Origin of the sequence: Rothia nasimurium, assembly GCF_014217215.1 — a bacterium.
GTDB classification, from domain to species: Bacteria; Actinomycetota; Actinomycetes; order Actinomycetales; family Micrococcaceae; genus Rothia; species Rothia avistercoris.
In genome coordinates this window covers 643,673-658,170 of record NZ_CP056080.1, presented here as the reverse complement: position 1 = coordinate 658,170, position 14,498 = coordinate 643,673, and the positions used below count along the sequence as shown (strand labels likewise).

The following is a 14,498-nucleotide window of genomic DNA, read 5'->3' as shown; positions in this document are numbered from 1 at the left end:
CGCCCGTGTGTGCTCAGATAAGCCTATCGACCGGAGGCTCTACTAGCTAGCTGTGTTTACCCCGCGATTCGTGGTACAACGGAAGAACTTTAACCCCACGAGAATGACAGTACGAGTGAGCACCCCCAATGAGTCTTACCTGGTCGGCCTGCTAGGTAGCGGTATCACAGCCTCTCTTACCCCGCCCCTGCACGAGTTCGCAGCAGACCGGGCAGGTGTGCGCTATCTCTACCGCCCTATCGACCTTGATGCTCTGGGTCCCGGGGCGCGAATAGCTGGTGTACTGCCCGTGGGAGATCTGCTGCACTGGGGGTTTGACTTTGGTTTCAACGCTTTAAATATCACTTTCCCCTACAAGCAGGCCGTTCTGGAGTACCTCGATGAGGTGTCGGACGCCGCAGCCAGGCTGGGGGCTGTCAATACGGTGGTAGCGCGGGAAGGTAGGCTCATCGGGCACAACACCGATGTGAGTGGCTTTGCTTCTGCCCTAACCCAGGGGCTGGCCCCGGCTCCCGAGGATTTGGCAACCGTCACCCAGCTGGGTGTCGGCGGGGCGGGCTCTGCCACCGCAGATGCCCTGCTGAGTTTAGGAACTAGAACGCTCAATCTATTTGATGTCGATATTGAGAGGTCCTCCACTAAAGCCCAGCAGCTGGCCGCACTCTACCCGGGTGCCACCGTCCGCGCCGTCAGCGAAGCCGAGCTTGCTGAAGTCCTTGCCACCTCAACCGGCCTAGTCAACGCCACCCCCATCGGTATGCACCACCACCCCGGCACTCCCCTACCCCTGGACTACCTTCACTCAAGCCTCTGGGTCTTTGACGTCATCTACCTGCCCCAAAACACCCCACTCATACAGAAGGCTCGTTCTATAGGCTGCCGTGTACTTCCCGGCGGGCTCATGGCTGTCGGCCAGGCAGCCGATGCTTTCGAGCTCATCACCGGTCTCAGCCCCAATCGGGCAGAACTCCTACCCCACTTCGAACAGCTTCTCAAAGCCCAGGGCAACCAGTTCACCTAGGCAACACGGCGCAGGCTCGGAACCCATATACGAGGAAGGCCCTCCCCCGCAGATACGCGGGGAAGGGCCTTACCTATGCCAGGGAAATGGCAGCCGGTTTACTTACCGAACTCGTAGTCATCCAGCGGGATCGCCTGGAACTCGGGGCTGATAGCACCCTCGTTGGTCTCGGCGTAGCTGAAATCGTTGTAGGGAGTTGCGGTCTGAGCAAACAGGGCCTCACGAGCCTCGTCAGTGGGCTCAACCTCGATGTCGTTGTACATGGCAAGACCAGTACCAGCGGGGATGAGCTTACCGATGATGACGTTCTCCTTGAGACCGACCAGCGGATCTTCCTTGCCTTCCATCGCAGCCTGGGTCAGGACGCGAGTGGTTTCCTGGAAGGACGCGGCAGATAGCCAGGACTCGGTAGCCAGTGATGCCTTGGTAATACCCATCAGCTCGGGACGGCCCGAAGCGGGGCGCTTACCCTCAGCAACAGCCGCACGGTTAGCGTTCTGGAACGCCACGTTCTCAACCAGCTCACCGGGGAGCAGGTTGGTCTCACCGGAGTCGATGACGGTGATACGGCGCAGCATCTGGCGGACGATAACCTCAACGTGCTTATCGTGGATGCCTACACCCTGGGAGCGGTACACACCCTGAACCTCGTCCACCAGGTGCTTCTGAGCCTCACGGGGACCGCGAATACGCAGGATCTCCTTGGGGTCAACAGCACCGGCAACCAGCTGGGTACCGACGGTGATGTGGTCACCTTCGGCAACTTCCAGGCGGGCACGACGCAGGACGGGGTAAGCAACCGGGTCATCGCCGTTATCGGGGGTGACAACAACCTTCAGGGACTTGTCGGTGTCCTCGATGGTGACGCGACCGGTGACCTCAGAAATCGGGGCAACACCCTTGGGGGTGCGGGCCTCGAAGAGTTCCTGAATACGGGGCAGACCCTGGGTAATATCATCAGCCGATGCGACACCACCGGTGTGGAAGGTACGCATAGTCAGCTGAGTACCGGGCTCACCAATGGACTGAGCCGCGATAATACCAACGGCCTCACCAATGTCGACCAGGTTACCCGAAGCCATGGAGCGACCGTAGCAGAGTGCACAGACACCGACAGCGGACTCACAGGTCAGGACGGAGCGGACGCGAACCTCTTCGATACCGGCCTTGAAGAGATCATCAATGACGATATCTGAGACGTCAGCGCCAGCAGCAGCCAGTACAGTACCGTCTTCAGCTACAACGTCAACAGCCAGAGCGCGGCCGTGGATTGAAGACTCAACGTTCTCGTGCAGGGAGACGTTGCCAGCGGCGTCCTTCTCGATCAGGGGCAGGGTCAGGCCGCGGCGGGTGCCACAGTCGTGCTCGCGCACGATGACGTCCTGAGAAACATCGACCAGACGACGGGTCAGGTAACCGGAGTTTGCGGTACGCAGCGCGGTATCTGCCAGACCCTTACGAGCACCGTGGGTTGCGATGAAGTACTCCAGAACCGACAGGCCTTCACGGTAGGAAGACTTAATCGGACGGGGCATAATCTCACCCTTGGTGTTAGACACCAGACCACGGATACCTGCAATCTGACGAACCTGCATCCAGTTACCACGTGCACCTGAGGTGACCATGCGGTTAATGGTGGTGTTCTTCTCAGCCAGGTTTTCCTTCATGGCCTCGGCGACCTCGTCAGTTGCCTTGGTCCAAATGTCGATCAGTTCGGTACGGCGTTCGACGTCGTCGATCAGACCCATGGCGAACTGGGATTCGATGTTGGCTGCCTGCTCCTCGTAGCCTTCCATAATGGCGGGCTTGGTGGGGGGCGCTGCGATATCGGAGACCGCAACGGTCACACCTGAGCGTGAAGCGTAGTAGAAGCCGGTGTTCTTGAGGGCGTCAAGGGTCTTGGCTACCACGTGCATGGGGTACTTCTCAGCAAGGTCGTTGATGAGGGCACCCAGGGACTTCTTGTCGGCAACGCCGGTGTACCAGGGGTAGTCGGCGGGCAGGGTCTCGTTGAAGATGACCTGACCGACGGTGGTTTCTACCAGGACGGGCTGACCGGGCTCGTAGCCTTCGGGGGCTTCCCAGCCCTCGTAGGGTACGAAGTCGTCCAGCACGATCTTGACCTTGGTGTAGAGCTCAATCTCGTGACGGTCCATAGCCATGATGGCTTCTGCGTAGGACGAGAACAGGCGGCCTTCGTTCTTCTCACCGTCACGTGCGGTGGTCAGGTGGAAGAGACCGATGATCATGTCCTGGTCAGGTACCGCAACGGGGCGGCCGTCTGAGGGCTTCAGGATGTTGTTGGAGGACAGCATGAGGATGCGGGCCTCGGCCTGAGCCTCGGGTGACAGGGGCAGGTGGACTGCCATCTGGTCGCCGTCGAAGTCAGCGTTGAACGCTGAACAGACGAGCGGGTGCAGCTGGATAGCCTTACCTTCGACCAGCTGGGGTTCGAAGGCCTGAATACCCAGGCGGTGCAGGGTGGGTGCGCGGTTCAGCAGCACGGGGTGCTCGGTGATGATCTCTTCGAGGACGTCCCACACCTGGGGGCGGAAACGCTCGACCATGCGCTTAGCAGACTTGATGTTCTGGGCGTGGTTGAGGTCCACCAGGCGCTTCATGACGAAGGGCTTGAAGAGCTCCAGAGCCATCTGCTTGGGCAGACCACACTGGTGCATCTGCAGGGTGGGGCCACCGACGATAACGGAACGACCCGAGTAGTCAACGCGCTTACCGAGCAGGTTCTGGCGGAAGCGGCCCTGCTTACCCTTGAGCATGTCAGAGAGTGACTTCAGGGGGCGGTTACCGGGGCCGGTGACGGGGCGGCCGCGACGGCCGTTGTCGAAGAGGGAGTCAACAGCTTCCTGCAGCATGCGCTTTTCGTTGTTCACGATGATCTCGGGGGCACCGAGTTCCAGCAGACGCTTGAGGCGGTTGTTGCGGTTGATGACGCGACGGTAGAGGTCGTTCAGGTCGGAGGTCGCGAAGCGGCCACCGTCGAGCTGCACCATGGGGCGCAGTTCCGGCGGGATGACGGGAACGTAGTCCAGGACCATACCGAGCGGTGAGTTGTCGGTGGTCAGGAAGGCGTTGACAACCTTCAGACGCTTGAGGGCGCGGGTCTTCTTCTGGCCCTTGCCGGTCTGGATGATGTCCTTGAGGGCCTCTGCTTCAGCTTCCATGTCGAAGTTCTCAAGACGCTTCTTGATAGCTTCTGCACCCATGGAGCCTTCGAAGTACATGCCGTACTTGTCGACCATGCCGCGGTAGAGGGCTTCGTCGCCTTCGAGGTCGGCGACCTTGAGGTTCTTGAAGCGGTCCCAGATGCGGTCGAGCTGCTCGATTTCACGTTCTGCGTTCTTGCGGACGGACGCCATCTGGCGCTCGGCTGCGTCACGCAGCTTGCGCTTTTCAGCTGCCTTGCCACCGTCAGCCTCGATCTTGGCGAGTTCCTCTTCAGTTTCGCGGGCGATCAGGTTGATGTCGGCTGCGAGCTGGTCCTGCAGGACCTTCTTGTCACGGTCGTGGGCGGCCTGAAGGTTGGGCAGATCCTCGTGGCGGGCTTCTTCGTCCACATGGGTAATCATGTAGGCGGCGAAGTAGATGATCTTTTCCAGGTCCTTGGGAGCCAGGTCAAGCAGGTAGCCCAGACGTGAGGGCACGCCCTTGAAGTACCAGATGTGGGTCACGGGAGCTGCCAGCTCGATGTGGCCCATGCGCTCGCGGCGCACCTTGGCACGGGTTACCTCTACGCCGCAGCGCTCACAGATAATGCCCTTGAAGCGCACGCGCTTGTACTTACCGCAGTAGCATTCCCAGTCGCGGGTAGGGCCGAAGATGCGCTCGTCGAAGAGGCCTTCCTTCTCGGGCTTCAGGGTTCGGTAGTTGATGGTTTCGGGCTTCTTAACCTCGCCGTACGACCAGTCCAGGATATTCTGGGAGGTCGCCAGGCCAATACGCATCAAACCAAGTGAAGATTCGTTGGACATTTGGTCCTTATCTCTTTCCTAGTGTTTTGAAGTCTTGTTCGAACAGATGGGAGGGTCTTAGACCTCTTCGACAGAGCTGGGCTCTGCGTGGGACAGGTCAATACCCAGGTCATCTGCTGCTCGGAAGCCTTCGTCTTCTACATCGCGCATTTCGATGGTCTTACCGTCGGTTGAGAGGACCTCAACGTTCAGGCAGAGGGACTGCATTTCCTTGATCAAGACCTTGAAGGACTCGGGCACACCGGGTTCGGGGATGTTCTCGCCCTTAACGATGGCTTCGTAGACCTTCACGCGGCCGTGAACATCGTCAGACTTGACGGTCAGGATTTCCTGCAGGGTGTAGGCGGCACCGTATGCTTCCAGTGCCCACACTTCCATTTCACCGAAGCGCTGGCCACCGAACTGGGCCTTACCGCCCAGGGGCTGCTGGGTAATCATGGAGTAGGGACCGGTGGAGCGTGCGTGAATCTTGTCGTCGACAAGGTGGTGCAGCTTCAGGATGTACTGGTAGCCAACGGATACCGGCTCGGGGAAGGGCTCGCCGGAGCGGCCATCGAGCAGGCGGGCCTTACCTGAGCGGTTGATCAGGCGGTCACCGTCACGGTTGGGGTTAGCGTGGTCTAGCAGCTCGAACAGTTCCTCTTCACCGGCACCGTCGAACACGGGGGTTGCGACGTTGGTGGGGCCGGTTTCCTTGGGGAAGTTGTGGAGCTTGTCGAGCCAGGCGGGGTTGCCCTCGATCTTCCAGCCCTGCTTGGCCAGCCAGCCGGTGTGAACTTCGAGTACCTGACCGATGTTCATACGACCGGGAACGCCCAGCGGGTTGAGGATGATGTCGACGGGGGTGCCGTCTTCCATGAAGGGCATGTCCTCGATGGGGAGGATCTTGGTAATAACACCCTTGTTACCGTGGCGACCTGCCAGCTTATCACCGACGGTGATCTTGCGCTTCTGGGCAACGTAGACGCGGACCAGCTGGTTGACGCCGCTGGGCAGGTCTTCGTCGTCGTTTTCGCGGTCGAAGATACGGACGCCGATAACGGTACCGGACTCGCCGTGGGGAACCTTGAGTGAGGTGTCACGGACTTCGCGGGACTTCTCACCGAAGATGGCGCGCAGCAGGCGCTCTTCGGGGGTCAGTTCGGTTTCACCCTTGGGGGTTACCTTACCGACCAGGATGTCGCCGGCCTCAACCTCGGCACCGATGTGGATGATACCGCGCTCGTCGAGAGCTGAGAGCACCTCTTCGGAAACGTTGGGGATGTCGCGGGTGATCTCTTCGGCACCCAGCTTGGTGTCGCGGGCGTCGATTTCGTGCTCTTCAATGTGGATTGAGGTGAGCACATCGTCGGAGATCATGCGCTGGGACAGGATGATGCCGTCCTCGAAGTTGAAGCCTTCCCATGACATGTAGGCCACGAGCAGGTTCTTACCGAGTGCCAGTTCGCCCTTGTCGGTTGAGGGACCGTCAGCAATCAGGCTGCGCTCTTCAACGCGGTCGCCCACCTTAACAACAACGCGGTGGTTGTAGCAGTTACCGGGGTTGGAGCGCTGGAACTTGAGGATGGGGTAGGAGGTGGTGGTGCCATCGTCGTTGCGGACGACAACCAGGTCAGCGGAGACCTCGGAGACCACACCGGCCTTCTTAGCGACAACGGAGTCACCGGAGTCAAGAGCCGCGTAGCGTTCCATACCGGTACCAACGACAGGTGCCTCTGATTCGAGCAGGGGCACAGCCTGACGCTGCATGTTAGCACCCATCAGTGCTCGGTTAGCGTCGTCGTGTTCCAGGTAGGGAATCAGGGCGGTTGCCACAGACACCATCTGGCGGGGGGAGACGTCCATGAACTCAATTTCACCGGCGTCTACCAGCACTGCTTCGCCTGAGCCGTCGCCTGCACGGCAGAGAACCTGCTCTTCAGCGAAGGTCATGTCTGCGTTCAGGGGTGCGTTGGCCTGAGCGATGGTGTTGCCCTTTTCGTCATCGGCGGTGAGGTACTTGACCTCGTCAGTGACCTTGCCGTTCTTGACGATACGGTAGGGGGTCTCGATGAAACCGAAGGGGTTGATGCGGGCGTAGGTTGCCAGCGAGCCAATCAGACCGATGTTGGGGCCTTCAGGGGTTTCGATGGGGCACATACGGCCGTAGTGGGAGGGGTGCACGTCTCGCACTTCCATGCCTGCGCGGTCACGGGAGAGACCGCCGGGGCCCAGCGCGTTGAGACGACGTTTGTGGGTCAGACCAGCCAGCGGGTTGTTCTGGTCCATAAACTGGGAGAGCTGGGAGGTGCCGAAGAATTCCTTGATGGCGGCAACGACCGGGCGGATGTTGATCAGGGTCTGAGGGGTGATAGCCTCGACATCCTGGGTGGTCATACGCTCGCGGACAACGCGCTCCATACGGGACAGACCGGTGCGAATCTGGTTTTCAATCAGTTCGCCCACGGCGCGGATGCGGCGGTTGCCGAAGTGGTCGATGTCGTCAACGTCAACGCGGATGTCAACTTCCTGGCCGTCACGGACGCCCTTGATGCTGGTGCCACCTGCGTGCAGGGTAACCAGGTAACGGATCATCGCTGCGATGTCGTCCTGGGACAGTACAGAAGCTGAGGGGTCGTTGATGGGGGTGTCGATACCCAGCTTACGGTTCACCTTGTAGCGGCCGACCTTTGCCAGGTCGTAGCGGCGGGGGGTGAAGTACATGTTGTCCAGCAGGTTCTGGGCAGCGTCAACCGTGGGGGGTTCGCCCGGGCGCAGCTTGCGGTAGATGTCAAGCAGGGCCTCTTCACGAGTCTGGACGGTGTCCTTCTCGAGGGTGGCGCGGATGGAGTCGAATTCACCGAATTCAGCCAGGATCTTGGCTTCGCTCCAGCCCAGGGCCTTGAGCAGGGTGGTGACGGACTGCTTGCGGCGGCGGTCCAGACGGACACCGACCTGGTCGCGCTTGTCGATTTCGAGTTCGAACCAGGCACCGCGGGAAGGGATGATCTTCGCGGTGTAGATGTCCTTATCGGAGGTGCGGTCGGCGGTCTTTTCGAAGTAGGCGCCGGGTGAGCGAACCAGCTGGGAAACAACGACACGCTCGGAGCCGTTGATTACGAAGGTGCCGGATTCGGTCATCAGGGGGAAGTCACCCATGAACACGGTCTGCTGCTTAATTTCGCCCGTGTTGTTGTTCATGAATTCGGCCTTGACGTACAGGGGAGCTGCGTAGGTCGCGTCGCGATCCTTGCACTCTTCCATGGTGTACTTGGGGTCGGCGAATTCGGGATCGGAGAAGGACAGGGACATGGTGCCCTGGAAGTCTTCGATCGGGGAGATTTCTTCGAAGATGTCGGCAAGACCTGAGGTCTGGCTGACGGAGGTATCGCCGGTTTCTGCTGCTACAGCTGCTTTAGCTGCCCAGCGTTCGTTACCGACGAGCTGATCAAAGCTGTCGAGCTGGAGCGCGAGCAGGTTGGGAACCTGCAGGGGCCCAGCAATTTTTGCGAATGAGATTCGGCGCTGCGAACCTACGCCGTTAGCGGCTTCAGTATTAGAGGTGCTCGAGGCGACCAAGATTGGATCCTTCCACAGACATGTCTGTTCGTACCCGCTCCCCCACCAGGGGCGGTACACTCAAGGACCCGTTGAAAAGGCAAACTAGCCTGTCATAGCACCTGTGCCGTGCTGGGATAGTGGCTAGATTGATGTTCGGGGTACTGGGGCGTACTTAAAACCTGTTACAACCTGCCCACCGCTATATGAAGGCACAGAAGATTAGGGAAGCGCAAATAATCATGCTACAGCAAAACATTTGCGCTGTCTATACCCAATCTCTGCGACTTTTGCAAACTCCGGCTAGCACTCCACCACGTTGACGGCCAGACCACCCATAGAGGTTTCCTTGTAGCGGTGCGACATATCTTCGCCGGTCTGGCGCATGGTTTCGATGACCTGATCCAGAGAAACGCGGTGTTGGCCGTCCCCGCGCAGGGCCATCTTGGCGGCGGTAACGGCGTTGGATGCCGCCATAGCGTTGCGCTCAATGCAAGGAATCTGCACCAGGCCACCGACGGGGTCGCAGGTCAGGCCGAGGTTGTGCTCCATGGCGATTTCGGCGGCGTTTTCTACCTGCTCGTTGGTGCCACCCATAACCTGGGCAAGACCGGCTGCCGCCATGGACGAGGCGGTACCAACCTCACCCTGGCACCCCACCTCAGCACCAGATATGGAGGCTCGCTTCTTGTAGAGGGCCCCGATGGAGGCGGCGGCTAGAAAGAAGTCAACGACGGCGTCATCGATGACCTTTTGGCCGCGGTGGCGCACCGAGGGCACGTAGTTGAGGGCGTAGTGCAGCACAGCCGGGATAATGCCGGACGCCCCGTTGGTGGGGGCGGTGACGATACGCCCGCCAAAGGCATTTTCTTCGTTGACGGCTAGGGCGATGAGGTTGACCCAGTCGATAGCAAACTCGGGGGATTTCTTGGGGTCTTCAGCCAGCAGGTCGCGGTGCCACTGTCCAGCACGGCAGCGTACCTTGAGGGGTCCGGGTAAGTAGCCGATACGCTCTAGGGACGAGCCGATGCACTCCTTCATGACCTGCCGAATATGCAGGATTCCGGCGCGCACTTCGCTCTCGCTGCGCTCGGTCTTCTCGTTTTCCATCTTGAGCTGGGCGATGGAAAGCCCCGCGCTATTGGCCATGTCCAGCAGCTCTTCGCCCGACCCAAAGGGGTAGGGGGCTTTGGAGAGCCCGGTGGAGCCTGAAGATTCTTCGTGTTCTTCAACGATGAAGCCGCCACCAATAGAGAAGTAGGTGCGCTCCAGCAACACGCTCTCCCCCGCGTAGGCGGTGACTTTGATGCCGTTGGTGTGGCGGGGCAGCACCGTAAGCGGACGCAGGGTGATATCGGCTTCCTTGTAGGTTAGGACGGGCCCGCTCACCTTGGTTGCCCCGGGGCAGGGGGCACCGGACTCAAAGGCAGCTGAGGGGTAGCCTGCCAGGGGCAGGGTGCCGTCTACCTGGTTGCGGTCCATAAGGGCCTCGGCCGCGGTGATATCGATGGTTTCGGGCACAAAACCGGCCAGCCCCTTAATGGCTGCGCTCATGGTACCGTGCCCGGCGCCGGTAGCGGCCAGAGAGCCGTAGAGGTCGATATGGACCCGGGTGACGTCCTTGAGTGTGCCGGCGTCAATCAGCTCGGCGATGAACCGGTTGGTGGCTCGCATCGGGCCCACGGTGTGGGAGCTGGAGGGGCCAATACCGATGGAGAACATCTCAAAGACAGAGATGTCATAGTCCAGGGCTTCTGCTTTGGTCTGCGCTTCTGAATGGGGTGGATCAGAAAGGTAGTCGGGGGCGTCGTTGAGGTCCATAGGTGATATTCCTTCGGGGTGTCAAGGGGTCCTAGGTCAGAAAGAACCCTGTGCTACCAACCGCTCCAAGGCCGGTTGTGACGGGGTGGCAGTAGCACAGGGTTCTAAAACGGGGTGCGCTGAGCGGCTTACTTCTCGCGTTTGTAGAAAGGCAGCTCGACGATGTCGAAGGGAGCAACCTTACCACGGATATCGACGTTGACGGTCGCACCTGCGGTAGCGTGCTCGGTGGCCAGCAGAGCCATAGCAACGGGGTAGCCCAGGGTAGGTGAAGGAATACCCGAAGTAATCTCACCGATCTCGGTGCCATTCTCGTTTACCAGCTTGGAGCCCGCCCGGCCGGGGCGCTTGCCCTGGGCCTTGAGGCCGACCAGGGAACGAGCCGGGGTCTGCTCAGAGAGCTGGACCAGGGCGTCCTTACCCACGAAGTTGGCGGCTTTCTTGGTCAGGGCAATCTCGACCAGCTTGCCCATTCCCGACTCGAAGGGGGTAATGTCGCGGCCCAGTTCGTGGCCGTAGAGGGGCATACCGGCTTCAAGACGCAGGGAGTCGCGAGCCGCGAGGCCTGCGGGTATAGCTCCGTGCTTCTCGCCGCGCTCGGCTGCCAGAGCCCAGAGCTTGACGGCGTCCTCGTTAGCGACATAGATTTCGAAGCCGTCCTCACCGGTGTAGCCGGTGCGGGCTAGCAGGGCCTCAATATCGCCAAAGCGGATGGGGGCAGCTGCGTAGTAGCCCATGGAGGTGATGGTCTCGGCATCGGAGGGATCCATGTCGAGCAGGATGGCCTCTGAGGTAGGGCCCTGAACCGCAACCAGGGAGGTCTGGGCGGTCTCGTTCACCAGCTGCACGTCGAAGCCTGCGGTGCGGGCACTCATGACCTCGTAGTCGGCGGTGACGTTGGCGGCGTTGGGAATGACCAGGAACTCTTCCTCACCCAGGCGGTAGGTAATCAGGTCGTCGATGACGCCGCCGTCCTCAGCCAGAAGCAGGGAGTACTTGGCCTTGCCCACCTTGAGAATCGACATGTTGGAAAGCAGGGCGTAGTCCAGGAAGGCGCCGGCATCGGGGCCGGTGACGCGGAATTCGCCCATGTGGGAGAGGTCGAAGAGACCGGCAGCTGAGCGCACGGCCTTGTGCTCTTCAACGTCGTTGGTGTACTTGAGGGGCATGTCCCAGCCGCCGAAGTCGGTGAAGGCGGCGCCCAGGTCTGCGTGGACCTGGTAGAGGGCAGTTTTCTGGGGTGACATATGGGTTAGACCTTTCTTGCCTTAGGCGCTGTGGACTTCGAGGTCGAAGGCTTCCATGGGCGGGCATTCGCAGACAAAGTTGCGGTCGCCGCCTGCTCCGTCGATACGGCCCACGGGGGTGAAGTACTTGTTCAGGCGCAGCTCGTGGACGGGGTAGGCTGCCTGGGAGCGGGGGTAGGGGCGGGTCCACTCGTCGGCGGTGACGACCTCGGCGGTGTGCGGGGCGTTGCGGAGCACGGATTCCTCGGCGCTGACCTTGCCGTCGATGACTTCCTGAATTTCAGCGTGGATGTTGGTCATTGCCTCGATGAAGCGGTCCAGCTCAGCCAGGGACTCTGATTCGGTGGGTTCGACCATGAGGGTGCCGGGCACGGGGAAGGCCAGGGTGGGCGCGTGGAAGCCGTAGTCCATGAGGCGCTTGCAGACGTCCTCGGCGGTGATTCCGGACGCCGCGGTCAGCTCGCGCAGATCCAGGATGCACTCGTGGGCCACCAGGCCGGTTTCACCCGCGTACAGCACGGGGTAGAGAGAGCCCAGCTTCTTAGCGATGTAGTTGGCCGAGAGGATGGCGGTCTCTGAAGAGGCGCGCAGGCCCTCGGCACCGGTCATGGCGATGTACATCCAGGAGATGGGCAGCACACCGGCTGAGCCGAACATGGCCTGGGAGATGGGCAGGGGCGCATCTGCCAGCTGGCCGTCGGCGTCCGCCTCAAAACCGTTGCCGGGCAGGTACTTCTCCAGGTGGGCGCCAACAGCAACGGGGCCGACGCCGGGGCCACCACCACCGTGGGGGATGGCGAAGGTCTTGTGCAGGTTCAGGTGGGAGACGTCGCCACCGAACTTGCCGGGCTGGGCCAGGCCCATCTGGGCATTGAGGTTGGCGCCGTCCACGTAGACCTGGCCACCGGCGTCATGCACCAGCTGGCAGACCTCAACGACCTGCTCCTCAAAGACACCGTGGGTGGAGGGATAGGTAATCATGATGCCAGCGATGGTGTCGCCGTACTTTTCGATCTTGGCCTTGAGGTCCTCGACGTCGATGGAGCCGTCGGGGGCGGTTGCAACACCGGCAACGGCCAGACCCGCCAAGGCGGCAGAGGCGGCGTTGGTGCCGTGGGCGCTCATGGGGATTAGGACGACGGTGCGCTGGGTGTCGCCGTTGGACTCGTGGTAGGCGCGGATAGCGCGCAGGCCCGCGTATTCGCCGGACGCACCGGAGTTGGGCTGCAGGGAGATGGCATCGTAACCGGTGATTTCAACCAGCCAGGCAGAGAGCTCGTCAATCAGGGCCTTCCAGCCGGTAGCCTGGTCGGCGGGTACATTGGGGTGGATAGAGGCGAACTCGGGCCAGGAGATGGGTTCCATCTCGGCTGCTGCGTTGAGCTTCATGGTGCAGGAGCCCAGGGGGATCATGGTGCGGTCCAGGGCCAGGTCCTTGTCTGAGAGGGAGCGCAGGTAGCGCATCATGGAGGTCTCAGAGCGGTAGAGGTGGAAGACCGGGTGGGTCATGTAGTCGTCAGTACGCAGCAGGGCCTCCGGTAGCTCGTAGGCGTCGGTCTCCCCCAGTTCCCCGCCCAGGGCAGTAACCAGGTCTTCGAGTACCTGCTCGGTGTGGGATTCGCCTACCGAGATAGAGATACGGTCGGCTGAGAGGCGGCGGATGTTGATGCCAGCCTCTAGGGCCTTGGCGACCAGCTCGTCGGCGCGGCCCTTAGCTTCAAAGGCGACGGTGTCGAAGAAGGTCTCGTGGACCAGCTTCAGGCCGGCTGCGGTACCGGCAGCAGCAATGCGGGCGGCCTTGTCGTGCAGGCTGTTAGCAATGGCGCGCAGGCCCTCGGGGCCGTGGTAGACCGCATAGGCACCGGCAGCAATAGCCAGCAGGGCCTGGGCGGTACAGATGTTAGAGGTGGCCTTTTCGCGGCGGATGTGCTGCTCGCGGGTCTGTAGAGCCAGGCGGTAGGCAGGCTTGCCGAAGGCGTCCTTTGAGACACCGACCAGGCGGCCGGGCAGGTTGCGTTCCATACCCTTAGAAACGGCCATAAAGGCCGCGTGGGGGCCGCCGTACCAGAAGGGCAGGCCAAAGCGCTGGGAGGAGCCAACAGCGATGTCAGCCCCCTGGTGGCCGGGGGCGGTCAGCAGGGTCTGGGCCAGCAGGTCGGCAATGACGGTGACCAGGGCGCCGCGGTCCTTGGCGGCCTTGATGAGCGGCTCGATGTCGCGCACTTCGCCGTCATGACCGGGGTTGGAGATAATGATGCCGTAGAGGTCACCTTCGGGCAGGCCGTCAGCAAAGTCGGTAATCACGAAGGGAATACCCAGGGCTTCGGCGCGGCCACGGACGACCGAGAGGGTCTGGGGCAGGGCGCGGGCATCGAGAGCGAAGAAGCCGTTCTTAACCTTGCGGTTGGCGCGGTACATCATGACAGCTGCCTCGGCAACGGCGGTTGCCTCATCGAGCAGGGAAGCGTTGGCGATGGGCAGACCGGTCAGCTCCATAACGGTGTTCTGGAAGTTCAGCAGAGCTTCAAGACGACCCTGGGAGATTTCGGGCTGGTAGGGGGTGTAGGAGGTGTACCAGCCCGGGTTTTCGAGGATATTGCGGCGGATGACGGCCGGGGTGATGGCGTCGTAGTAGCCTGCACCAATCATCTGGTGCTTGACCTGGTTCTGAGCGGCGTAGGAGGCAATCTTGTTCTGGGCCTCAAGCTCGGACAGGGGGGCGGGCAGGTTGAGGTCGCCCTCTAGGCGAATATTGGAAGGGATGACCTCGTTGATGAGGGCGCCGAGGCTGTCGTAGCCCAGCACCGAGAGCATGGTTTCTTGGTCGTTTGAACGGGAGCCAAGGTGGCGGTCGATGAATGACATGAAACTCTCCAGGGGTAG

General features: G+C 61.1%; 6 protein-coding genes. 1 reads left to right on the top strand and 5 read right to left on the bottom strand.

Annotated elements, in window-relative coordinates:
* The first annotated feature begins 115 nt into the window (after positions 1-115).
* Positions 116-1,021 carry a shikimate dehydrogenase gene (locus HWU94_RS03125; RefSeq protein ID WP_185174275.1) on the top strand — a complete coding sequence of 302 codons (906 nt, stop codon included), beginning with the start codon at positions 116-118 and terminating at the stop codon, positions 1,019-1,021.
* Between the two features lie 98 nt (positions 1,022-1,119).
* Here HWU94_RS03125 and HWU94_RS03120 read toward each other — a convergent pair whose 3' ends face one another.
* From HWU94_RS03120 to gcvP, 5 genes are all read right to left on the bottom strand, one after another.
* Complete coding sequence (locus tag HWU94_RS03120; RefSeq protein ID WP_185174274.1) at positions 1,120-5,010, bottom strand: DNA-directed RNA polymerase subunit beta'; 3,891 nt, start codon at positions 5,008-5,010, stop codon at positions 1,120-1,122.
* A 57-nt stretch (positions 5,011-5,067) separates the two neighbouring features.
* Positions 5,068-8,568, bottom strand: a complete 3,501-nt coding sequence (gene rpoB, locus HWU94_RS03115; RefSeq protein ID WP_185174273.1) for a DNA-directed RNA polymerase subunit beta — start codon at positions 8,566-8,568, stop codon at positions 5,068-5,070.
* Positions 8,569-8,850: 282 nt separating this feature from the next.
* Positions 8,851-10,368: an L-serine ammonia-lyase gene (locus tag HWU94_RS03110; protein ID WP_185174272.1), complete on the bottom strand. Its 1,518-nt coding sequence runs from the start codon at positions 10,366-10,368 to the stop codon at positions 8,851-8,853.
* 128 nt (positions 10,369-10,496) lie between these two features.
* Entirely contained in the window at positions 10,497-11,615 is a 1,119-nt protein-coding gene (gcvT, locus tag HWU94_RS03105; RefSeq protein WP_185174271.1) for a glycine cleavage system aminomethyltransferase GcvT, read from the bottom strand.
* A gap of 21 nt (positions 11,616-11,636) precedes the next feature.
* Positions 11,637-14,480 carry an aminomethyl-transferring glycine dehydrogenase gene (gcvP, locus tag HWU94_RS03100; RefSeq protein WP_185174270.1) on the bottom strand — a complete coding sequence of 948 codons (2,844 nt, stop codon included), beginning with the start codon at positions 14,478-14,480 and terminating at the stop codon, positions 11,637-11,639.
* Positions 14,481-14,498 lie beyond the last annotated feature (18 nt).